The sequence below is a fragment of the Nostoc sp. DedQUE04 genome (assembly GCF_034530995.1).
GTDB lineage: Bacteria > Cyanobacteriota > Cyanobacteriia > Cyanobacteriales > Nostocaceae > Nostoc.
Window position 1 is genome coordinate 63,116 of the sequence record NZ_JAVRCA010000013.1, and the last position, 19,985, is coordinate 83,100.

Genomic DNA, 19,985 nt, shown 5'->3' on the forward strand with positions numbered 1-19,985 from the left:
TATTTACCCTGAACCGATAGATTAAAAGCATTTTTTTTCGGTATTGAGAAGAGGCAGAGGGGCAGGGAGCAGGAAGCAGAGGGGAAAGAGGATGCAGAAGGCAGGAGGCAGAGTTCTAAAATGTTTGAATTTTGAATTGATTTCTCCCCCTTGCCCCCTGCGCCCTGCTCCCTTGCTTCTTTCCTACTCCCTAAAAATAGCTCTATAAATTACTGGACAAACATAAATAAATAATTTATATTATTAGATTGTGACCAAAAACGCAAATTAGGTTAACTTTTTACTGTCATTCTGAGGTAGTGTTAGCATCAAAAGCTGATGACTTAAATCCAAATTGGATAATCTAGCTCAGAGCGATCGTAGACTGGTAAACTAAGAAAGCTTTCAGGTCAATATTAGAGCTTATGGAAAAATAACTAAAGTTAATCCTAAGCTCCAAGGTACGTTTACTCCTGTGCCTCTAAAAAAGCAGGCAAAAGCTTAAACAATAGTTTAAAGTGTTTAAGGAAGTAAAGACTGAGCAGCAATGTTGGTTTCATGGCATTACGTCAGTCTCAGTTAACGGATACTGGGCGGTAGTAACCGCTTAAGTCCAACTGCAACACGGCAAGTAGCCAATCTCCAAGAAGCCGCTATATCAGGCGTGTACAAATCGGAAAACCTGCCGACAGCGCTGCCTCCAGAAAGTGCCAGAGCAATTGCTTGGACAAAAGCATTGCTGCACACAGCTTAAAGCTGTAGCGCCTTGCATTGATTCCAGAAGTTACTCCTTCCCAACGAGAAGAGACTTGTGGCTGTTCTAGCGATCTAATGAGTGAAGCTAAACAGATTTACCAAGCAGTAAGGACACGGTTTGTTGTGTCCAAAAGCATTTGGAGCGGTTTACTAAAGCCATTCCAAATTTCGCAGGCTAACCCAGCCTAAACTGATGCGTACAAAGCGTGTCCTCTAGAGTCCAATTCCAAGGTCAGCAAGTAGAAGGAGAACCAGTTACTGTGTCTGTAGGTATTCTCGGCACCAAGCTGGGCATGACCCAAATATTTGACGAAGCAGGAGTGTCTATTCCTGTAACTGTCATTCAAGCAGGGCCATGCACCGTTACACAAGTTAAAACGAAAGAAACCGATGGTTACTTTGCCATTCAAGTTGGTTATGGCGAAGTCAAACCCAAGGCACTAAACAGACCATTATTGGGCCATTTGGCTAAATCATCTGCCCCAGCATTGCGTCACTTAAATGAATATCACACCGATAGCTCTAGTGATTATGCTTTAGGTCAAGAGATTAAAGCAGATATTTTTAGCGCTGGTCAAATTGTCGATGTCGTCGGTACAAGCATCGGTCGCGGTTTTGCGGGAAACCAGAAGCGCAACAACTTTGGTCGCGGGCCAATGTCACACGGTTCCAAAAACCACAGAGCACCCGGTTCTATTGGTGCTGGTACAACACCCGGTCGTGTCTATCCAGGTAAGCGGATGGCAGGTCGTTTAGGTGGAAAACGTATTACAATCCGCAAACTGACCATAGTGCGAGTTGACCCAGAACGCAACTTATTGCTAATTAAAGGAGCCATTCCTGGTAAACCAGGCGCTCTAGTAAGTGTTGTGCCTGCAAAAATAGTGGGATAGTCAAAAGTCAGTAGTCATTAGTCAGTAGTCATTGGCTAAAGACAAAAGACAATTGACAAATGACAAAGGACAAATAACAAAAATGGTTGAAAGCGTAGTTAAAAATTGGCAAGGAGAACAGGTCGGCGAGACGACCTTCGAGTTGCGCACTGCCAAAGAAGAAACAGCGTCTCATATTGTGCACCGCGCCTTAGTACGGCAATTGACCAATGCTCGTCAAGGAAATGCCAGCACAAAAACTCGTGCGGAAGTCAGGGGTGGCGGTCGTAAACCTTGGCGGCAAAAAGGCACAGGTCGCGCTCGTGCAGGGTCTATTCGTTCGCCATTGTGGCGTGGTGGTGGTGTAATATTTGGGCCAAAACCCAGAGACTTCAACCTCAAATTGAACCGCAAAGAGCGGCGTTTAGCACTGCGGACAGCATTTGTCAGCCGCATTGACGACTTGATCGTAGTAGAAGAATTTAGCACCGAGCTATCTCGCCCCAAAACTAAAGAATTAGTAGCAGCGCTTGCCCGTTGGGGAGTAGTACCAGAAAGCAAGGCACTGTTAATTTTGTCTGAAATTGCGGATACAGATAACGTTTATTTATCAGCCCGCAACATTGAAAATTTAAAACTAATTGCAGCTGACCAGCTAAATGTTTTTGATTTACTGCACGCTGACAAAATTGTAGTTACGGCATCAGCCCTAGAAAAAATTCAGGAGGTCTACAGTGCCTAGCTTTGACCCCCGCGACCTTGCCGACTTAGTACGTCGCCCAATCGTCACCGAGAAAGCGACAATCTTGATGGAGCAAAATAAGTACACCTTTGAAGTAATTCCAAAGGCATCTAAGCCAGAAATCAAGGCTGCGATCGAAGACTTGTTTCAGGTCAAGGTTGTAAAAGTCAACACCACTCTACCACCGCGCAAAAAGCGGCGCGTTGGTAAATTTATTGGTTATAAACCCCAATATAAGCGAGCCATTGTTACAGTCGCACCTGGGGATGAAGACAAGATTAGACAAGTTCTATTCCCAGAAGTCTAAAAATTTTAGATTTTAGATTTTAGATTTTAGATTGAGGAGTTGACTGAATAAGTACCGAAAATGGTGGCAATTAGTTAAACACTCATTAAATTCAAAATCAAAAGTTCAAAATCCAAAATTAAGTAAATCCAAAATCCAAAATCCAAAATAGATTATGGGTACTCGTTCTTATCGCCCTTATACCCCCAGCACTCGCCAAGTTACAATCTCTGACTTTGCGGAAATTACCAGAAGCGAACCAGAAAAATCCTTAACTACCTCGAAGCATCGCGCCAAAGGTCGGAATAATCACGGGCGGATTACTAGTCGTCGCCGGGGTGGCGGACACAAACAGCTTTATCGGATAATCGACTTTAAAAGGGATAAACATAATATTCCGGCAAAAGTCGCAGCAATTGAATACGATCCTAACCGTAACGCCAGAATTGCCCTTTTGTATTACCAAGACGGCGAAAAACGGTACATCCTTCACCCCAACGGGTTGAAAGTTGGAACAATAATTATTTCTGGACCGGAAGCTCCCTTTGAAGATGGTAATGCGTTACCGCTCTCGAAGATTCCCTTGGGTACTAGTGTTCACAACGTAGAACTGACCCCTGGTAAAGGTGGTCAAATTGTCCGTGCTGCTGGTGCTAGCGCTCAAGTTGTGGCAAAAGAAGGTAATTATGTAACTCTCAAGTTGCCTTCAGGAGAAGTCCGCTTGATTCGACGCGAGTCCTACGCCACCATTGGGCAAGTAGGCAACACCGATGCGAGAAACCTGAGTGCAGGTAAAGCCGGACGAAATCGCTGGAAAGGTCGTCGTCCTAAAGTTAGAGGAAGCGTCATGAACCCAGTGGATCACCCACATGGTGGTGGTGAAGGTAGAGCGCCTATCGGAAGATCGGGGCCTGTTACACCTTGGGGTAAACCCACATTGGGTGCGAAAACACGCAATCGCAAGAAACTTAGCAGCAAGTTGATTGTGCGTCGTCGTCGTAAGTCTTCTAAACGCGGTCGCGGTGGTCGTGAGTCTTAAAGAGTTAGGAGTTAAGAGTTAAGAGTTATAAGTTGAGAGTAAAATCTAACTCCTAATTACTAACTCCTCACTCCTCACTTGTAATTCCTAAATCCTAAATCCAAAATTGAACTATGGGTCGTTCTCTAAAAAAAGGTCCTTTTGTTGCGGATCATCTCCTAAAGAAAATTGAAAAGCTCAACGATAACAACAGAAAAGAAGTTATTAAAACTTGGTCACGAGCTTCGACAATTTTGCCCCTAATGGTAGGTCACACTATAGCTGTTCATAACGGACGCCAACACGTTCCTGTTTTTGTAAATGAACAGATGGTAGGACATAAGTTGGGTGAATTTGCCCCGACACGCACCTACAGGGGTCATGGAAAAAGCGACAAGAAAGCAGGTAGGTAGTTATTAGTCATTGGTCATTTGTCATTTGTTATTGGTCATTAGTTATTAACTTTCGACAAAGGACAAAGGATAAAGGACGAAAGACGAAGGACAAAATTGGAGAAAATTATGGCTACTAATACTACTGAAGTAAAAGCGATCGCTCGTTTTATCCGCATCTCGGCTTACAAGGTGCGTCGGGTACTCGATCAAATCCGCGGGCGATCTTACCGAGAAGCGTTAATCATCCTGGAATTCATGCCCTATCGCGCTACTGAACCCATATTGAAGGTTCTTAGAAGCGCTGCTGCCAATGCCGAACACAATGCTGGGTTAGATCGGACTCAACTAGTGATTACTCAGGCTTATGCCGATCAAGGGCCGCCGTTAAAGCGCTTCCAACCAAGAGCGCAAGGTCGAGCTTACCAAATTCGCAAACCGACGTGTCATATTACCGTAGCTGTTGCAGCTGCTCCAGAAAAATAAGCACGTTAACCAATAAATTGCGTAAAGTAAGAAATTTTAGAGGAAGCATTTGTGGGACAAAAGATTCATCCAGTTGGTTTTCGCCTGGGTATTACACATGAACATCAATCCCGTTGGTTTGCTGTTCCCGATCGCTATCCAGAACTTCTCCAAGAAGACCACAAACTCCGTCAATACATAGAACAAAAGCTGGGTAGACAAGCTCAAAACAACGCCGGAATTTCCGAAGTACGGATTGAGCGCAAAGCCGACCAAATCGACTTAGAAGTACGCACAGCTAGACCTGGCGTAGTAGTGGGTCGCGGTGGACAAGGTATTGAATCCTTACGTACCGGACTCCAAGGACTGTTGGGTAGTAATCGTCAAATCCGCATTAACGTAGTTGAAGTTCAACGGGTTGATGCTGATGCCTACCTAATTGCTGAATACATTGCTCAACAATTGGAACGCCGCGTTTCCTTTCGGCGGGTAGTAAGACAGTCAATTCAACGTGCCCAACGCGCTGGCGTCCAAGGTATTAAAATCCAAGTTAGCGGTCGCCTCAACGGTGCGGAAATTGCCCGGACAGAGTGGACTCGTGAAGGTAGAGTACCTTTACATACCTTACGGGCTGACATTGACTACTCTTATTGCACAGCAAAAACTGTTTACGGCATTTTGGGTATCAAAGTATGGGTGTTTAAGGGAGAAATTATTCCTGGACAGGAACCAGATCCGTTACCACCAGCAAACCGCGATCGCGAACGTGACCCCCGCGATCGCGATCGTGAACCCCGTCGCCGTCAACAACAACGTCGTCGCCAGCAATTTGAAGACCGCTCAAATGAAGGATAAATCGTCATTAGTCATTAGTCATTAGTAAATGGCAGATGGCAAATGACAAATGACAAATGACAAATGACAAATGACAAACCATGTTAAGCCCTAGAAGAACTAAATTCCGCAAACAACAGCGGGGACGGATGGAAGGACTAGCCACCCGTGGTAGTACCCTCAACTTCGGTGATTTTGCACTCCAAGCTCAAGAACCTGCTTGGATTACCTCGCGTCAAATCGAGGCTTCCCGTCGGGCAATGACTCGTTATATTCGTCGGGGTGGACAAATCTGGATTCGGATTTTCCCTGATAAACCTGTAACCATGCGTCCTGCTGAAACCCGGATGGGTTCTGGTAAAGGTAATCCAGAGTTTTGGGTAGCTGTAGTCAAGCCAGGACGAATTTTGTTTGAAATCGGTGGGGTTTCTGAAGAAATCGCTCGTGAAGCGATGCGTTTGGCTTCATTTAAACTGCCCATCAAAACTAAGTTTATTGTGCGCTCTCAACCACAGGAGCAGGAGTAGCTTATGCCTCTTCCCAAAATTTCAGAAGCTAGAGAATTAAGCGACGAGAAGCTCTCTGATGAAATTGTCGCGATCAAAAGACAACTATTTCAATTGCGCTTGCAAAAAGCCACCAGACAATTAGAAAAACCCCACCAGTTTCGACAATTGCGCCACCGCCTAGCCCAATTGCTGACGCTAGAAACAGAACGCAAACGGGCAGCAAGTCAATCGGCTAAAGAAGCAAAGTAGGAGATTATGGCAGTTAAAGAACGAGTTGGCTTGGTAGTGAGCGATAAAATGCAAAAAACTGTGGTAGTTGCCATAGAAAACCGCGCTCCTCACCCCAAGTACGGCAAGATTGTGGTTAACACCCAACGATATAAAGTTCACGACGAAGAAAATCAGTGTAAAGTAGGCGATCGCGTTCGCATTCAGGAAACTAGACCCCTGAGTAAAACCAAGCGCTGGAAAATCACAGAAGTCCTGAACGTCAAGCCTACTTAAACCTCATCGTTGTTAGAAACTAACAACATTACAAGGGAGAATAATTGTGATTCAACCCCAGACTTACCTGAATGTCGCAGATAATAGCGGCGCCCGCAAACTGATGTGCATCCGCATCTTAGGCGGAGGCAACCGTCGTTATGGTTTTATTGGCGATAAAATTATCGCAGTTGTCAAAGATGCTACACCCAACATGGCTGTAAAAAAGTCTGATGTGGTAGAAGCAGTAATTGTTCGGACTCGGAAAGCTGTAAATCGTGACAGCGGCATGAGTATTCGCTTTGATGATAACGCTGCTGTAATCATCAACAAAGACGGTAATCCCAGAGGCACACGGGTTTTTGGCCCAGTTGCACGGGAACTGCGCGATAAAAACTTCACTAAAATTGTTTCTCTGGCTCCGGAGGTGCTTTAATGGCAACCAAACAGGGTACGCCCAAAGTATTCCACAAAATGCACGTCAAAACTGGCGACACCGTACAAGTGATTGCTGGTAAAGACAAAGGAAAAGTTGGCGAAATTACTCAGGCACTTCCCCAACTGAGTAAAGTTATCGTCAAAGGTGTCAACATTAAAACCAAGCACGTTAAACCCCAGCAAGAAGGGGAATCAGGGCGAATTATTACCCAAGAATTCCCGATTCATAGCTCCAATGTGATGCTTTATTCCACCAAGCAAAACGTTGCCAGTCGTGTTGGTTACACCTTTACCTCAGAAGGCAAAAAGGTTAGAAAACTCAAGAAAACTGGCGAAATTCTCGATAAATAAGAATTAGTCAACTTGAGATTTTAGATTTTAAATTTAATCAAAAATCTAAAATCAAAAATTAAAGCTTCCCTGACCAAGCCCAGGGATATCAGGACAAAAAACTATGGCAACAACAAGACTCAAAACCTTATATCAAGAGACGATCGTCCCCAAACTGATTAATCAGTTTCAATATACCAACGTTCATCAAGTACCGAAGTTAGTAAAGGTTACGATTAACCGAGGTTTGGGTGAAGCAGCTCAAAATGCGAAGTCACTAGAGGCATCTATCAACGAGATTGCCGTGGTAACAGGTCAAAAACCAGTGGTGACACGGGCGAAAAAGGCGATCGCTGGCTTTAAGATTCGTCAAGGGATGCCTGTGGGGATCATGGTTACTCTCAGAGCCGAACGGATGTATTCCTTTTTCGATCGGTTAGTTAGCCTGTCACTACCTAGAATTCGAGATTTTCGCGGCGTTAGCCCCAAAAGCTTTGACGGACGCGGTAACTACACTCTAGGTGTGAGAGAACAGCTAATTTTTCCAGAAGTCGAATACGACAGCATCGATCAAGTACGTGGGATGGATATTTCCATCATCACCACAGCAACAAACGACGAAGAGGGACGCGCCTTACTTAAAGAATTAGGAATGCCCTTTCGCGATCAATAAGTTCATCTATAGAGGGAACGATGGCGGCTAACGACACAATTGCAGATATGCTGACGCGCATCCGCAATGCCAACCTGGCGCGGCATCAAACTACACAAGTGCCAGCGACAAAATTGACCCGGAGCATTGCCAAAGTGCTACGGGAGGAAGGCTTTATTGCTGAAATCGAAGAAGCAGAAGAAGGGGTAAAACGCAATCTGGTGATTTCCCTGAAATACAAGGGAAAAAACCGTCAGCCTCTGATCACCGCTTTAAAGCGAGTGAGTAAGCCTGGCTTGCGTGTTTATTCAAATCGAAAAGAATTACCAAGAGTACTAGGCGGCATTGGCATTGCCATTATTTCTACATCCAGTGGCATTATGACTGACCGCGAAGCGCGGCGTCAGAACTTGGGTGGCGAAGTACTTTGTTACGTTTGGTAGTCATTGGTCATTAGTCATTGGTCATTAGTCATTGGTCATTAGTCTGTTATTAGTGAAAGACAAAGGACAAAGGACAAAGGACAAAGGACAAATAACAAAGGACAAAAAGTCATGTCACGTATTGGTAAACGTCCAATTACTATTCCCGCCAAAGTTCAAGTGGCGATCGATGGTACGAATATTGTGGTGAAAGGCCCGAAAGGAGAACTTTCTCGCACTCTCAGAGATAATGTCTCACTCTCTCAAGAGGGGGAAATATTACACGTAAATCGTCGGGATGAAACTCGGATATCGAAGCAATTGCACGGCTTGAGCCGCACTTTAGTTGCCAACATGGTCGAGGGAGTTTCTCAAGGTTTTCAGCGCCGTTTGGAAATTCAAGGTGTGGGTTATAGGGCACAAATTCAAGGGCGTAACCTAATTTTAAATATGGGTTATAGCCATCAAGTGCAAATTGAACCACCAGATGGAATTCAGTTTGCCGTAGAAGGTACCACTAACGTCATTGTTAGCGGCTATGACAAAGAAATCGTCGGTAACACAGCCGCCAAAATTCGTGCTGTTCGTCCACCAGAACCTTACAAAGGTAAAGGCATCCGCTATGCCGGTGAAGTAGTCAGACGGAAAGCTGGTAAGACTGGTAAGGGTGGTAAGAAGTAGAAATGAAACTTACTCGTAGAGAATCAAAAAACCGTCGTCATCGACGCGTTCGTGGCAAAGTTGTTGGCTCCCCAGAACGTCCCCGTTTAGCGGTATTTCGTTCTAATGAGCATATTTATGCCCAGGTAATTGATGATACTCAACATCAAACCATCGTGGCCGCATCGACTGTAGAACCAGAGTTGAAATCTAGTTTAGCGTCATGTGCAAACCGCGATGCATCGGTACAAGTTGGTAAGTTGATTGCAGTGCGATCGCTAGAAAAAGGCATCACCAAAGTAGTCTTTGATCGTGGTGGTAACTTATATCATGGTCGTGTCAAAGCACTAGCTGATGCAGCACGCGAAGCTGGTTTAGATTTCTAAAGTCATTGGTCATTAGTCATTAGTTATTGGACAAATGACAAAGGACAAATGACAAATGACAACTGACAAATGACGTTCACCAGAGCATAGATTATGGCAACAGAGCGTAAAAGTAGAACAAAGCGTGCCAAAAAAGAAGAAACCACTTGGCAAGAGCGGGTTATCCAAATCCGCCGCGTAAGTAAAGTGGTCAAAGGTGGTAAAAAACTCAGCTTCCGAGCGATCGTTGTCGTTGGTAACGAACGCGGTCAAGTTGGAGTCGGAGTAGGCAAAGCTTCAGATGTAATTGGCGCAGTTAAAAAAGGCGTAGCTGACGGCAAAAAACACCTCATTGATATCCCAATTACTAAATCCAACTCCATCCCCCATCCCATTAATGGTGTCGGTGGCGGTGCAAAAGTGATTATGCGTCCAGCCGCACCTGGTACTGGGGTAATTGCTGGTGGTGCTGTGCGGACTGTGTTGGAATTGGCAGGAGTTCGTAACATCTTAGCCAAGCAACTTGGTTCCAACAATCCGCTCAATAATGCTAGAGCAGCAGTCAATGCTTTATCTACATTGCGGACTCTTTCTGAAGTCGCGGAAGATCGCGGTATTCCTATTGAAAGTCTCTACATTTAATTAGTCATTTGTCCTTAGTCAGTTGTCCTTTGTTCTGAACAAATGACCAACTACAAATGACAAATGACAAATGAGAAACGACAAATGAGAACTTGATAACTTATGAGACTCCATGATGTTAAGCCGCAAAAAGGCTCAAAGAAACGTAAGCGCCGTGTAGCTAGAGGTATTTCTGCTGGTCAAGGTGCTAGTGCAGGTCTAGGTATGCGTGGTCAAAAATCTCGTTCTGGTAGCGGGACTCGACCAGGTTTTGAAGGTGGTCAACAGCCATTGTACCGCCGCCTACCTAAACTGAAGGGCTTTCCGATTGTTAATCAGAGGATTTACACTACGATTAATGTAGAGAAGCTAGCCTCTCTTCCCGCGAATACGGAAGTAACTTTGACCTCATTGAAAGCCGCAGGTATCCTGACTGCTGTCAAAGGGCCATTGAAAATTTTAGGTGACGGGGAATTGAGCATTCCGCTCAAGGTACAAGCGGCAGCTTTCACAGGTTCAGCTCGTAGCAAAATTGAGGCAGCTGGTGGTAGTTGTGAAGTCTTATGAGTGAGCCGGAACAGCGCACTTAAATGCAAGCCAACTCGCTGCCAGTGCTTGGTTCACTATAAAGGTAGCACTCTATGATCAGTCGAGATAAAGCCCCAACGGCTCAAGAAACTTTTATGCAGATGGCGCAGGCAGCTGGTCTCAGAGGTAGGCTGCTTGTCACCGTCGGTATTTTAATTTTGGTTCGCCTGGGTATTTTCTTACCCGTTCCAGGGATTGATAGACCAAGATTTGCCGAAGCCATATCGGGCAGTAATTCCATATTTGGCTTATTGGATATATTTTCCGGGCGAGGACTTTCGACTTTGGGAGTCTTTGCTTTAGGAATTTTGCCCTTCATTAATGCGTCTATTATCATCCAATTGCTTACTGCGGCGATTCCATCTTTAGAAAATTTACAGAAAAATGAAGGCGAAGCAGGTCGGCGAAAAATATCGCAAATTACCCGCTATGTCACTGTAGGTTGGGCAATTCTTCAAAGTACAGCTTTTTCGGCATTATTCCTCCAGCAATTCGCCTTAAAGCCAGGGCCAATCTTTGTCGCTGAAACTGCGATCGCTCTGACTGCTGGTTCTATGTTCGTCATGTGGGCATCAGAACTAATTACAGAACGGGGTATTGGAAACGGGGCATCTTTGTTGATTTTTGTCAACATTGTTGCGTCATTACCAAAAGCTTTAGGAGATACCATCGACTTGGTGCAAGTCGGCGGTCGGGAAGCAGTGGGTCGCGTAATCGTCCTGATCTTAGTTTTCCTCGCAACAATTGTTGGTATTGTGATTGTTCAGGAAGGAATGCGCCGCATCCCAATTATTTCGGCTCGTCGCCAAGTAGGTCGGAGAGTTTTAGCCGAGCAGCGTAGCTATTTGCCACTGCGGCTAAATCAAGGCGGTGTGATGCCAATTATTTTTGCTGCTGCCATCCTCAGTTTGCCACTGCTGATCGCCAATTTTACTAAAAATGCCGATTTGGCGAATATAGTTAACACTTATTTGAGTCCAAGCGGTTCTAGCTCTTGGGTCTATGCCTTGGTCTACATGATTTCCATTGTTTTCTTCAGCTACTTCTATTCTTCGTTGATTCTCAACCCAGTAGATGTAGCACAGAACTTGAAGAAAATGGGTTCTAGTATTCCTGGAATTCGTCCCGGCAAGGCAACTAGCGAGTATATCGAACGCGTGTCCAACCGACTAACTTTTTTGGGTGCGATCTTTTTGGGCTTCGTCGCTATTATCCCCACAGCCGTGGAAAGCGCTTTGAATGTAAAAACTTTCCGGGGCATCGGTGCGACATCTTTGTTGATTTTAGTTGGTGTGGCAATTGAGACAGCCAAACAAGTCCAAACTTATGTCATCTCTCAGCGCTATGAAGGAATGGTGAAATAATAGTGACGCGATTAATCTTCTTGGGACCACCTGGAGCGGGTAAAGGAACACAAGCTCAAACTTTGGCTGAACACTTGAATATCCCCCATATTTCTACTGGTGAAATATTAAGACAAGCCATGAAAGAGCAGACTCCTTTAGGAATAAAAGCTCAAAGCTATGTTGATAGCGGCGAGTTAGTACCTGACCAGCTAGTGCAGGACTTGGTACAGGAACGCCTCGATCGACCAGATGCCAAAAATGGTTGGATTCTTGATGGCTTTCCCCGAAAAGTGACCCAAGCAGCTTTTTTGGAGAAGTTACTCGAAGCAATATATCAAGGTGGCGAAAAGGTAGTCAATTTAGATGCACCAGATGAAATTGTCATCGCGCGTTTGCTAGCTAGAGGACGAAAAGATGATACTGAAGAAGTGATTCGTCGTCGTTTAGAAGTGTACCGCGCGGAAACTGCACCTTTAATTGATTATTATGGCGATCGCAAAAAACTCCTAACAGTCAATGGCAATCAGTCCCAAGAAGATGTCACTAATGAACTACAAAAGGTAATCGCTTCCTGAAAAAGAAAGGGCGAGGGCATGAGGGAGACAAGGAAGTATGGGAGGAGCTACCTACAGTAATTCTTTCCCAATGCCCAATGCACCATGCCCCATGCCCTTCTACAAAAAAAAGATCAATTTTAGCTAAGATATATTAATAAACTGTTGATATATTTCTTAAAATGTGTTTCTTTGCAGATGAAGCGCTGCAACTGAACACGAAATTGTTGAGTTGAGGAAAAAACAAATTGTCTAAGCAAGATTTGATTGAAATGGAAGGCACGGTTACAGAGTCCTTGCCCAATGCGATGTTTCGCGTTGACTTGGACAATGGTTTTAATGTGCTAGCACACATTTCCGGCAAGATTCGCCGAAATTATATCAAGATTTTGCCCGGCGATCGCGTCAAGGTAGAGTTAACCCCCTACGACTTGACCAAAGGCAGAATCACCTATCGACTACGAAAGAAGTAACTATATGTAGAGAATTATACCATAAAACCATTTTTTTGACTGTTTCTTAGTCATTTAACTGGATTAATTTTCCTAAAAATGCTATAATTTTATATTTGGAGTCAAAAAATAAAAGGCATGAAAGTTAGAGCCTCTGTCAAGAAAATTTGTGAAAAATGTAACGTGATCAAACGTCGTGGTCGCGTTATGGTGATTTGCGTGAACCCCAAGCACAAACAACGTCAAGGATAACGCTCTTACCAATAGAGCTAGTTGCAGGACGCATATCATCATTAAAACGAAAAGACGCGATTAATCACGTTTTTCCAACCAACAGTAATTGCGAGAACAATAGGGAGAGTTCATTGTGGCACGTATTGCCGGAGTAGACCTTCCACGCGATAAGCGCGTCGAGATCGGTCTGACTTACATCTATGGAATTGGTTTATCACGTTCTCAAGAAATTATAGCGGCTACTGGTGTGAACCCAGACACTCGCGTTAAGGACTTAAGTGATGCCGATGTGACAGCCCTACGAGGGGAAATAGAAACCAACTATCAAGTTGAAGGCGACTTGCGGCGCTTGGAGTCTTTGAACATCAAGCGCTTAGTTGACATTGGTACCTACAGAGGTCGTCGTCATCGTATGGGCTTACCAGTCAGAGGACAAAGAACTCGCACCAATGCCAGAACCCGTAGAGGCAGAAGGCAGACAGTGGCCGGGAAGAAGAAGGCTCCAGGGAAATAATTTTGCAACGCTTGCTAATCCGAGCAAGTTTTACCTTAAATCAACTAAACAAGTATGGCGAGACAACCAACTAAAAAAACCGGGAGCAAGAAGCAGAAACGGAATGTACCCAGTGGAATGGCATACATCCAGTCTACTTTCAACAATAGCATTGTCACCATTACCGATCAAAATGGAGATGTCATATCCTGGGCTAGCGCTGGTTCTAGCGGTTTTAAGGGAGCAAAAAAGGGAACTCCCTTTGCAGCGCAAACCGCAGCTGAAAGTGCAGCTCGCCGAGCTATCGATCAAGGAATGCGCCAAATTGAGGTAATGGTCAGTGGTCCAGGAGCAGGTAGAGAAACCGCTATCCGAGCACTCCAAGGAGCAGGACTGGAAATTACACTGATTCGGGATATTACCCCGATTCCTCACAATGGTTGTCGTCCACCCAAGCGCCGTCGAGTTTAAATACCAAGACTTGGGCTGGGCAGTGAGGACGAAAAGTTACAGCCAGCAATGACCACTTGAGCGTCTAACGTTCAAACTGTCATTGAGTTAAAGGTTGGGCGACCAGAAGCACGTCAGATTTTCCCGTCGGGAAAGCTGCTAAACTTCGGGCTACCCAAAATATTATTAATCAATTTTGGATTTTAGGTTTGCGATTTTAGATTGAACCCGACTATAAGGGTGCTGGGCCTCGTGGATTTTAAGTTGATGATTTAAGATTTGTTCCGCCAATAATTAAGAGGTGGAGCATGAACGAAAGAAGCACAATCCAAAATCCAAAGTCCAAAATCGAAAATTGGCAGTCAATTCTGGAGGCAATTGATTTGTCTGCTAGCAGCACCTTAGAAAAAGGGAGGCTCATCCGTGGCGCAGTTTCAAATTGAATGTGTAGAGTCGAATACCGAAGAAAGTCGGAACCATTACAGCAAATTTGTATTGGAACCTCTAGAACGCGGTCAAGGAACAACTGTTGGCAACGCACTGCGGCGGGTTTTACTGTCTAATTTAGAAGGTACAGCAGTTACAGCAGTGCGGATTGCGGGCGTTTCACATGAATTCGCTACAGTTCCGGGCGTGCGGGAAGATGTGCTGGAAATCCTCATGAGAATGAAGGAAGTTATCCTGAAAAACTATTCTTCGCAGCCTCAGATTGGGAGATTACTCGTTACCGGTCCAACAACAATCACTGCGGCGCATTTTGATTTGCCCAGTGAAGTAGAAATCATCGACCCGACCCAGTATGTAGCCACCATCGCTGAGGGTGGAAAGCTGGAAATGGAATTTCGGATCGAGAAAGGCAAAGGCTATCGCACTGTAGAGCGAGGACGTGAAGAAGCCACATCGTTGGATTTTCTTCAAATCGACTCGATATTTATGCCAGTGCGAAAAGTCAACTACAGTGTTGAAGAATCTCGTGGGGAAGGCTTGATTCCAAAAGACCGACTACTGTTGGAAGTTTGGACAAATGGCAGTGTTTCTCCTCAAGAAGCACTATCTTCTGCTGCTGCGATCTTGGTAGATTTATTCAACCCGTTGAAGGACATCTCCCTAGAACCAACAGACACAGGTTCGGATATTCCAGACGACCCAACTGCCCAGATACCCATCGAAGAGTTGCAACTTTCTGTGCGGGCATATAACTGTCTCAAACGGGCACAAGTTAACTCTGTGGCAGATTTGTTGGATTATACCCAAGAAGACCTCTTAGAAATTAAGAACTTTGGGCAGAAGTCAGCAGAAGAAGTCGTGGAAGCTTTGCAGCGACGCTTGGGCATCACCCTGCCAATGGAAAGAGGCTCGAAACACCCTTAAGAAAAACCTTCATAATTCATAGTGCATAATTATGCGTCACCGTTGTCGCGTCAAAAAACTCAGTAAACCAGCCGATCAACGTCGTGCTTTACTACGATCGCTCGCCACCGAGTTGATCCGTCATGGTAAGATTACCACCACTTTAATTAGAGCGAAAGTTCTCCGCAGTGAAGTGGAAAAAATGATTACCCTAGCTAAAAATGGCTCCTTGGCGGCACGCCGCGAAGCTCTTGGCTATATCTTCGACAAACAACTGGTTCACGCTCTATTTGAGCAAGCTCCTACTCGATATGGCGATCGCCAGGGCGGTTATACTCGCATCCTGCATACCGTACCGCGTCGGGGTGATAATGCAAAAATGGCAATAATTGAATTGGTTTAAGTCATTTAGTCATTGGTTATTGGTCATTAGTTATTAGTCATTGGTCATTAGTGAATAACAAAGGACAACTGATAAAAGACAAATGACAAAAAACAAATGACAAAGGACAAAATCTGTATGTTAGAAAGCCCCCAGCCGACACAAACTCATCGAGTAGCCTTGGTAATCCAATACCTGGGCACTCATTTTCATGGCTGGCAACGGCAAAAACAACACCGGACAGTCCAAGAAGAGATCGAAATTGCGATCGCGACTATTCTTGGGTATCATGTAACACTACATGGTGCTGGGCGAACCGATTCTGGAGTTCATGCTGCTGCTCAAGTAGCCCATTTTGAAGCAACAGGTTTTATTCCGCCTCACAAGTGGGCAACAATCCTCAACAGCTACCTGCCGCCAGATATATTAATCAGGGCTTCAGCTAGTGTCGATAACCGTTGGCACGCTCGCTTTAGTGCAGCCTATCGACGGTATCGCTACACAATATATACTGAAGATCGGCTTAACTTGTTTGTAAGACCCTTCAGTTGGCATTATTATTATGCACCCCTGGATGAATCTTTAATCCAAGCTGCCTTGAAACCTCTCTTGGGAAAGCATCACTTAGCTGCTTTTCACCGTGCAGGCTCAAAGCGATCGCATTCCTGGGTAGAGGTGCAAGCAGCAGAGTGTCGTCGCAGTGGGCCATTTATCCATATTGAAATACAGGCAGATGGATTTTTGTATGGCATGGTACGGCTGTTGGTAGGGATGCTGGTACAAGTAGGTTCTGGAGAACGAACACTTTCTAGCTTCACCGAACTCTGGAAACAAGAACGTCGGGAAGAAGTGAAATATGCCGCACCACCTCAAGGCTTGTGCTTGTTGCGAGTCGGCTATCCCGATTTTCCCTTTCCAAAAGAGATTTGGTACGACACCTTGCCAAAGTTCGTCACTAGTCAAGAGTCATTAGTCATTGGTCATTAGTCATTGGTCATTAGTCATTGGTCATTAGTGAATAACTAAGGACAACTGACAAAGGACAAAGGACAAATAACAAATGACAAAGGACAAATGACTAATGACAAATTAAAAATGACAAAGGACAAATGACAAATGACAATAGTTAAAACATACCTTCCTTCTCAAGCAACCCTTGAGCGTGAGTGGTACATAGTAGATGCCACCGATAAACGCCTCGGTCGCCTCGCCAGCGAAATCGCTCAGGTATTAAGAGGCAAAAAGAAACCCGAATATACGCCTCATTTAGATACAGGTGACTTCGTAATCGTCATCAATGCCGAGAAAGTAGCAGTTACAGGCAAAAAGCGCACTCAAAAGCTTTACCGCCGCCATTCTGGTCGCCCTGGTGGGATGAAAACCGAAACTTTCGCTAAACTGCAAGAGCGCATACCAGAGCGGATTTTAGAACAAGCTGTTAAAGGTATGCTACCTAAAAATAGCCTCGGTAAGCAGTTGTTCACCAAGCTGAAAGTTTACGCTGGGCCTACGCATCCTCATGATGCTCAAAAACCTAAAGAACTAAAAGTTAGTACAATTCCTGGAGAAGAAAATTAATGGTAGTAGCAGATGCTAATAGCGGTCGCGCCGTATACTGGGGTACTGGCCGTCGTAAGAACGCAGTAGCACGGGTACGCTTGGTTCCAGGCACCGGTCAACTGATTGTGAACGGTAAAGATGGAACCTTGTATTTCCAATTCAACCCCAACTACCTGGGAGTGATTAAAGCACCCCTGGAAACTCTAGGATTAGAAAACGAATATGACATTTTGGTAAAAGCAGAAGGCGGCGGCTTGACCGGACAGGCTGATTCTGTTCGCTTGGGAGTTGCTCGTGCTTTGTGCCAACTCGACCCAGACAACCGCCCACCTTTGAAAACCGAAGGTTATTTGACTCGCGATCCCAGAGCAAAAGAGCGGAAGAAATATGGTTTACATAAAGCTCGGAAAGCACCTCAGTACTCTAAGCGATAAGCGATTGGGGACTAGGTACTGGATACTGGGTAGAGTAAATTAGGTATTAAGGATTGAGTATTAGGAAAAGTCGGTTTTTTATCTCTTTCCCAGTCCCCAATCCCTAGTCCCCAGTCCCTAATCCCTAGCTCCAATTGAAACCTGAAAGTTATAATTGATAAAGATAGATTCATCACAAAAGGAACAATGGCTAAAGCTGATATTCACCCCAAGTGGTATCCAGATGCTAAAGTTTACTGCAACGGTCAAGTTGTTATGACCATTGGCTCTACAAAGCCAGAATTGCATGTAGATGTTTGGTCTGGAAATCACCCATTTTACACCGGCACTCAGAAGATTATTGACACTGAAGGTCGAGTAGAGCGCTTCCTCCGTAAGTACGGCATGAGCAGCACTCAAACATCTAGCGACGATCAAAACAAAAAGTAGCGGGTTGGCTCTGCTGTTAACGACGGCCCTGCATCAGCTGGGTCGATTTTCATTTATATGCTCGAGCCAATTTGTTATTTTTTAAGGAGCGATCGCAATCGTTATGGCTGAATCATACTTACTGGACAAACTAAAATCCGTTGAACAAACTTTTAATGAATTAACACGTCGTCTTGGCGACCCCGATACCGCTAGCAATCCTGATGAGTATCAAGAAATTGCTAAGTCTCGTTCTTCTTTGGAAGAGGTCGTTAATACTTATGAAATTTGGAAAACAGCCCAAGAAGACTTGAGTGGAGCGCGTCAGGTTTACAAAGAATCTGCGAGTGACCCAGAGTTGCAAGAAATGGCAGCACTGGAAGTAAAAGAACTTGAAGAAAAAATAGAACATTTAGAGTCTCGCTTGAAAGTCTTACTCTTACCACGCGATCCCAATGATGAAAAGAATATCATGTTGGAAATTCGCGCTGGTACTGGTGGCGATGAAGCAAGTATTTGGGCTGGCGATTTGATGCAGATGTACACCCGCTATGCCCAGACTCAAGGTTGGAAAGTTTCTCTAGTGAGCGAGTCTCGCGGAGAAATGGGTGGCTGGAAAGAGGTCATTCTCGAAATTAAAGGTAATGATGTTTACAGCCAGTTAAAGTTTGAAGCTGGAGTGCATCGCGTGCAGCGCGTGCCGGCAACTGAATCTGGGGGACGGGTTCATACTTCCACAGCTACCGTGGCGATTATGCCAGAGGTGGATGATGTGGAAATTCACATTGACCCGAAAGATATTGAAATGACTACAGCTCGTTCTGGCGGTGCTGGTGGACAAAACGTCAACAAGGTGGAAACAGCCGTTGATTTGATGCACAAACCAACGGGAATACGCATTTTCTGTACAGAAGAACGCAGCCAGTTGCAAAACAAAGAACGGGCGATGCAAATTCTGCGGGCGAAGTTGTATGAAATCAAGTTAAGCGAACAACAAGAAGCTGTTACTTCCATGCGGCGATCGCAGGTTGGTACTGGATCGCGATCGGAAAAAATTCGCACCTATAATTATAAAGATAACCGCGCTACCGATCACCGCTTAGGTCAGAATTATTCTCTTAACCCTGTTTTGGATGGTGATTTAGAAACGCTTATCCAATCTTGTATATCTCTAGACCAACAAGAACGTCTCGCGGAGTTAGCGACTTCTGCCGCTAACTAATTTTTGCTATTAAGATTCCTGTAAAACCACTTGTTGTACTGTTGCTTTTAACACACACAGGTGGTTTTCTAGTATCCTGTGGAGTGCATCTTCCATTTCACAGGGATAATGGTAATAGGCAAATTCGTACTTCATGACGTAATTTAGCTTTGCCCATTCCTTCAGGGTTTGACAGGTATAAATTAACTTTTGGGCTTCTTCTTGCCAACGCGCAAAAATCCGATAGCTAAAAAAGCTGCTGCATATATTGCCTTTTGCATCCCAGTAAGAAATACACACTTGATGCTTCAGAAGGTGGATTTTTTTGATTTGCTTAACATCGTAGCCTTTAACTTTTAAAGCTTCTTTGGTTTCTGCATCAGAAATGTTCCACTGTTCTGGTTTAATTTTATTAGTAGCTATAAGATTTTTACCTTTGCGGCGATATTGGTTAATTTTGCGTGGCTTGCGAAACATGATGCACCTTCGATATTATTTTTTCGCAGCAAAGTTGAGCTACTAGCACAAGCGCCGTAGCAAACTAAGTTTTTTGGGTTGGTTAAAGATAGATGGGTTAGTCTACTAGCTTGATGCCTATAGTTGCCGATTTACAACCAGAGATATAGTTTAGTACTAAAACACAAGGCTGTCAATATAAAAGTAAACTTGTATTATTGAAAGTAAACTTGTAAATACAGTTGGCTAGCTA

34 protein-coding genes are annotated in these 19,985 nt (G+C 44.6%); 32 read left to right on the plus strand and 2 right to left on the minus strand.

Features of this window, described 5'->3' with window-relative positions; translation table 11 throughout:
* Positions 1-558: 558 nt before the first annotated feature.
* The gene (locus RM049_RS11680) at positions 559-726 is read right to left on the minus strand and encodes a hypothetical protein (RefSeq protein WP_322701269.1); all 168 of its coding nucleotides are present in this window, start codon (positions 724-726) and stop codon (positions 559-561) included.
* Positions 727-995: 269 nt separating this feature from the next.
* On the opposite strand from RM049_RS11680, the gene rplC reads away from it, so the two are divergent.
* The 32 genes from rplC to prfA all read left to right on the plus strand — a co-directional run bounded on the left by rplC (position 996) and on the right by prfA (position 19,297).
* Positions 996-1,628 carry a 50S ribosomal protein L3 gene (gene rplC / locus RM049_RS11685; RefSeq protein ID WP_289799260.1) on the plus strand — a complete coding sequence of 211 codons (633 nt, stop codon included), beginning with the start codon at positions 996-998 and terminating at the stop codon, positions 1,626-1,628.
* A gap of 82 nt (positions 1,629-1,710) precedes the next feature.
* Positions 1,711-2,349: a 50S ribosomal protein L4 gene (gene rplD / locus RM049_RS11690; RefSeq protein ID WP_322672225.1), complete on the plus strand. Its 639-nt coding sequence runs from the start codon at positions 1,711-1,713 to the stop codon at positions 2,347-2,349.
* Positions 2,342-2,656 carry a 50S ribosomal protein L23 gene (locus RM049_RS11695; RefSeq protein ID WP_069070779.1) on the plus strand — a complete coding sequence of 105 codons (315 nt, stop codon included), beginning with the start codon at positions 2,342-2,344 and terminating at the stop codon, positions 2,654-2,656. The genes rplD and RM049_RS11695 overlap by 8 nt, the downstream gene beginning before the upstream one ends.
* Positions 2,657-2,810: 154 nt before the next feature.
* On the plus strand, positions 2,811-3,674 hold the full coding sequence (gene rplB, locus RM049_RS11700; protein ID WP_322672226.1) for a 50S ribosomal protein L2: 864 nt from the start codon (positions 2,811-2,813) through the stop codon (positions 3,672-3,674).
* A 113-nt stretch (positions 3,675-3,787) separates the two neighbouring features.
* On the plus strand, positions 3,788-4,066 hold the full coding sequence (gene rpsS, locus RM049_RS11705; RefSeq protein WP_012410721.1) for a 30S ribosomal protein S19: 279 nt from the start codon (positions 3,788-3,790) through the stop codon (positions 4,064-4,066).
* Between the two features lie 108 nt (positions 4,067-4,174).
* A complete protein-coding gene (gene rplV / locus RM049_RS11710) occupies positions 4,175-4,531 on the plus strand; it encodes a 50S ribosomal protein L22 (RefSeq protein ID WP_069070777.1) in 357 nt (118 codons plus the stop codon).
* Positions 4,532-4,582: 51 nt separating this feature from the next.
* Positions 4,583-5,365, plus strand: coding sequence for a 30S ribosomal protein S3 (gene rpsC / locus RM049_RS11715; protein WP_322690978.1), 783 nt, complete (start codon positions 4,583-4,585; stop codon positions 5,363-5,365).
* An 80-nt stretch (positions 5,366-5,445) separates the two neighbouring features.
* Positions 5,446-5,871: a 50S ribosomal protein L16 gene (gene rplP / locus RM049_RS11720; protein ID WP_012410718.1), complete on the plus strand. Its 426-nt coding sequence runs from the start codon at positions 5,446-5,448 to the stop codon at positions 5,869-5,871.
* Between the two features lie 3 nt (positions 5,872-5,874).
* Positions 5,875-6,102, plus strand: a complete 228-nt coding sequence (rpmC, locus tag RM049_RS11725) for a 50S ribosomal protein L29 (protein WP_289799262.1) — start codon at positions 5,875-5,877, stop codon at positions 6,100-6,102.
* Positions 6,103-6,108: 6 nt separating this feature from the next.
* Positions 6,109-6,357 carry a 30S ribosomal protein S17 gene (rpsQ, locus tag RM049_RS11730; protein WP_094349093.1) on the plus strand — a complete coding sequence of 83 codons (249 nt, stop codon included), beginning with the start codon at positions 6,109-6,111 and terminating at the stop codon, positions 6,355-6,357.
* 46 nt (positions 6,358-6,403) lie between these two features.
* Positions 6,404-6,772 (plus strand): 50S ribosomal protein L14, encoded by a 369-nt coding sequence (gene rplN, locus RM049_RS11735; RefSeq protein ID WP_099101129.1) that lies wholly within the window; start codon positions 6,404-6,406, stop codon positions 6,770-6,772.
* Positions 6,772-7,125, plus strand: coding sequence for a 50S ribosomal protein L24 (gene rplX / locus RM049_RS11740; RefSeq protein ID WP_069070771.1), 354 nt, complete (start codon positions 6,772-6,774; stop codon positions 7,123-7,125). Before rplN ends, rplX begins: the two co-directional genes overlap by 1 nt.
* A gap of 103 nt (positions 7,126-7,228) precedes the next feature.
* A complete protein-coding gene (gene rplE, locus RM049_RS11745; protein WP_322704296.1) occupies positions 7,229-7,777 on the plus strand; it encodes a 50S ribosomal protein L5 in 549 nt (182 codons plus the stop codon).
* 20 nt (positions 7,778-7,797) lie between these two features.
* Positions 7,798-8,199, plus strand: a complete 402-nt coding sequence (rpsH, locus tag RM049_RS11750; protein WP_094349096.1) for a 30S ribosomal protein S8 — start codon at positions 7,798-7,800, stop codon at positions 8,197-8,199.
* Between the two features lie 111 nt (positions 8,200-8,310).
* Positions 8,311-8,859, plus strand: coding sequence for a 50S ribosomal protein L6 (gene rplF / locus RM049_RS11755; protein ID WP_322704297.1), 549 nt, complete (start codon positions 8,311-8,313; stop codon positions 8,857-8,859).
* Between the two features lie 2 nt (positions 8,860-8,861).
* The gene (rplR, locus tag RM049_RS11760) at positions 8,862-9,224 is read left to right on the plus strand and encodes a 50S ribosomal protein L18 (RefSeq protein ID WP_322665909.1); all 363 of its coding nucleotides are present in this window, start codon (positions 8,862-8,864) and stop codon (positions 9,222-9,224) included.
* Positions 9,225-9,317: 93 nt separating this feature from the next.
* Complete coding sequence (gene rpsE / locus RM049_RS11765; protein WP_322672230.1) at positions 9,318-9,845, plus strand: 30S ribosomal protein S5; 528 nt, start codon at positions 9,318-9,320, stop codon at positions 9,843-9,845.
* Positions 9,846-9,947: 102 nt separating this feature from the next.
* Entirely contained in the window at positions 9,948-10,391 is a 444-nt protein-coding gene (gene rplO / locus RM049_RS11770) for a 50S ribosomal protein L15 (protein WP_322704298.1), read from the plus strand.
* Positions 10,392-10,465: 74 nt separating this feature from the next.
* A complete protein-coding gene (gene secY, locus RM049_RS11775; RefSeq protein ID WP_104906409.1) occupies positions 10,466-11,776 on the plus strand; it encodes a preprotein translocase subunit SecY in 1,311 nt (436 codons plus the stop codon).
* 2 nt (positions 11,777-11,778) lie between these two features.
* Entirely contained in the window at positions 11,779-12,333 is a 555-nt protein-coding gene (locus RM049_RS11780) for an adenylate kinase (RefSeq protein ID WP_322684761.1), read from the plus strand.
* A 227-nt stretch (positions 12,334-12,560) separates the two neighbouring features.
* A complete protein-coding gene (gene infA, locus RM049_RS11785) occupies positions 12,561-12,785 on the plus strand; it encodes a translation initiation factor IF-1 (protein ID WP_006276978.1) in 225 nt (74 codons plus the stop codon).
* 117 nt (positions 12,786-12,902) lie between these two features.
* Complete coding sequence (rpmJ, locus tag RM049_RS11790) at positions 12,903-13,016, plus strand: 50S ribosomal protein L36 (RefSeq protein ID WP_015129703.1); 114 nt, start codon at positions 12,903-12,905, stop codon at positions 13,014-13,016.
* Between the two features lie 115 nt (positions 13,017-13,131).
* A complete protein-coding gene (gene rpsM, locus RM049_RS11795; RefSeq protein WP_104906411.1) occupies positions 13,132-13,512 on the plus strand; it encodes a 30S ribosomal protein S13 in 381 nt (126 codons plus the stop codon).
* A gap of 54 nt (positions 13,513-13,566) precedes the next feature.
* Complete coding sequence (gene rpsK, locus RM049_RS11800; RefSeq protein WP_069070761.1) at positions 13,567-13,962, plus strand: 30S ribosomal protein S11; 396 nt, start codon at positions 13,567-13,569, stop codon at positions 13,960-13,962.
* A 287-nt stretch (positions 13,963-14,249) separates the two neighbouring features.
* Positions 14,250-14,384, plus strand: coding sequence for a hypothetical protein (locus RM049_RS11805; RefSeq protein WP_292725304.1), 135 nt, complete (start codon positions 14,250-14,252; stop codon positions 14,382-14,384).
* Positions 14,365-15,312: a DNA-directed RNA polymerase subunit alpha gene (locus tag RM049_RS11810; protein ID WP_322672233.1), complete on the plus strand. Its 948-nt coding sequence runs from the start codon at positions 14,365-14,367 to the stop codon at positions 15,310-15,312. Before RM049_RS11805 ends, RM049_RS11810 begins: the two co-directional genes overlap by 20 nt.
* 31 nt (positions 15,313-15,343) lie before the next feature.
* Positions 15,344-15,694, plus strand: coding sequence for a 50S ribosomal protein L17 (rplQ, locus tag RM049_RS11815; protein WP_100901254.1), 351 nt, complete (start codon positions 15,344-15,346; stop codon positions 15,692-15,694).
* A gap of 117 nt (positions 15,695-15,811) precedes the next feature.
* Positions 15,812-16,660 carry a tRNA pseudouridine(38-40) synthase TruA gene (gene truA / locus RM049_RS11820; protein ID WP_322704354.1) on the plus strand — a complete coding sequence of 283 codons (849 nt, stop codon included), beginning with the start codon at positions 15,812-15,814 and terminating at the stop codon, positions 16,658-16,660.
* Between the two features lie 135 nt (positions 16,661-16,795).
* Positions 16,796-17,251, plus strand: a complete 456-nt coding sequence (rplM, locus tag RM049_RS11825; protein ID WP_322672303.1) for a 50S ribosomal protein L13 — start codon at positions 16,796-16,798, stop codon at positions 17,249-17,251.
* Entirely contained in the window at positions 17,251-17,667 is a 417-nt protein-coding gene (gene rpsI / locus RM049_RS11830; RefSeq protein WP_104906415.1) for a 30S ribosomal protein S9, read from the plus strand. The genes rplM and rpsI overlap by 1 nt, the downstream gene beginning before the upstream one ends.
* Positions 17,668-17,853: 186 nt before the next feature.
* Positions 17,854-18,096: a 50S ribosomal protein L31 gene (gene rpmE, locus RM049_RS11835; RefSeq protein WP_322704299.1), complete on the plus strand. Its 243-nt coding sequence runs from the start codon at positions 17,854-17,856 to the stop codon at positions 18,094-18,096.
* 103 nt (positions 18,097-18,199) lie between these two features.
* The gene (gene prfA / locus RM049_RS11840) at positions 18,200-19,297 is read left to right on the plus strand and encodes a peptide chain release factor 1 (protein ID WP_322704300.1); all 1,098 of its coding nucleotides are present in this window, start codon (positions 18,200-18,202) and stop codon (positions 19,295-19,297) included.
* A 9-nt stretch (positions 19,298-19,306) separates the two neighbouring features.
* On the opposite strand, the gene RM049_RS11845 is transcribed toward prfA, so the two are convergent.
* Positions 19,307-19,753, minus strand: a complete 447-nt coding sequence (locus RM049_RS11845) for a hypothetical protein (protein ID WP_322690980.1) — start codon at positions 19,751-19,753, stop codon at positions 19,307-19,309.
* Positions 19,754-19,985: the final 232 nt, after the last annotated feature.

Coding starts and splice junctions, on each gene's coding strand:
- rplR (WP_322665909.1), top strand. CDS start 8,862: ATGAAACTTACTCGTAGAGAATCAAAAAACCGTCGTCATCGACGCGTT.
- rplP (WP_012410718.1), top strand. CDS start 5,446: ATGTTAAGCCCTAGAAGAACTAAATTCCGCAAACAACAGCGGGGACGG.
- rplX (WP_069070771.1), top strand. CDS start 6,772: ATGGCAACCAAACAGGGTACGCCCAAAGTATTCCACAAAATGCACGTC.
- rplE (WP_322704296.1), top strand. CDS start 7,229: ATGGCAACAACAAGACTCAAAACCTTATATCAAGAGACGATCGTCCCC.
- rpmC (WP_289799262.1), top strand. CDS start 5,875: ATGCCTCTTCCCAAAATTTCAGAAGCTAGAGAATTAAGCGACGAGAAG.
- secY (WP_104906409.1), top strand. CDS start 10,466: ATGATCAGTCGAGATAAAGCCCCAACGGCTCAAGAAACTTTTATGCAG.
- rplB (WP_322672226.1), top strand. CDS start 2,811: ATGGGTACTCGTTCTTATCGCCCTTATACCCCCAGCACTCGCCAAGTT.
- rpmJ (WP_015129703.1), top strand. CDS start 12,903: ATGAAAGTTAGAGCCTCTGTCAAGAAAATTTGTGAAAAATGTAACGTG.
- RM049_RS11845 (WP_322690980.1), bottom strand. CDS start 19,753: ATGTTTCGCAAGCCACGCAAAATTAACCAATATCGCCGCAAAGGTAAA.
- rpsE (WP_322672230.1), top strand. CDS start 9,318: ATGGCAACAGAGCGTAAAAGTAGAACAAAGCGTGCCAAAAAAGAAGAA.
- rpsI (WP_104906415.1), top strand. CDS start 17,251: ATGGTAGTAGCAGATGCTAATAGCGGTCGCGCCGTATACTGGGGTACT.
- rpmE (WP_322704299.1), top strand. CDS start 17,854: ATGGCTAAAGCTGATATTCACCCCAAGTGGTATCCAGATGCTAAAGTT.
- rplV (WP_069070777.1), top strand. CDS start 4,175: ATGGCTACTAATACTACTGAAGTAAAAGCGATCGCTCGTTTTATCCGC.
- rpsK (WP_069070761.1), top strand. CDS start 13,567: ATGGCGAGACAACCAACTAAAAAAACCGGGAGCAAGAAGCAGAAACGG.
- rplD (WP_322672225.1), top strand. CDS start 1,711: ATGGTTGAAAGCGTAGTTAAAAATTGGCAAGGAGAACAGGTCGGCGAG.
- rpsH (WP_094349096.1), top strand. CDS start 7,798: ATGGCGGCTAACGACACAATTGCAGATATGCTGACGCGCATCCGCAAT.
- rpsS (WP_012410721.1), top strand. CDS start 3,788: ATGGGTCGTTCTCTAAAAAAAGGTCCTTTTGTTGCGGATCATCTCCTA.
- truA (WP_322704354.1), top strand. CDS start 15,812: ATGTTAGAAAGCCCCCAGCCGACACAAACTCATCGAGTAGCCTTGGTA.
- rplQ (WP_100901254.1), top strand. CDS start 15,344: ATGCGTCACCGTTGTCGCGTCAAAAAACTCAGTAAACCAGCCGATCAA.
- prfA (WP_322704300.1), top strand. CDS start 18,200: ATGGCTGAATCATACTTACTGGACAAACTAAAATCCGTTGAACAAACT.
- RM049_RS11805 (WP_292725304.1), top strand. CDS start 14,250: ATGAACGAAAGAAGCACAATCCAAAATCCAAAGTCCAAAATCGAAAAT.
- rpsQ (WP_094349093.1), top strand. CDS start 6,109: ATGGCAGTTAAAGAACGAGTTGGCTTGGTAGTGAGCGATAAAATGCAA.
- rplO (WP_322704298.1), top strand. CDS start 9,948: ATGAGACTCCATGATGTTAAGCCGCAAAAAGGCTCAAAGAAACGTAAG.
- rplF (WP_322704297.1), top strand. CDS start 8,311: ATGTCACGTATTGGTAAACGTCCAATTACTATTCCCGCCAAAGTTCAA.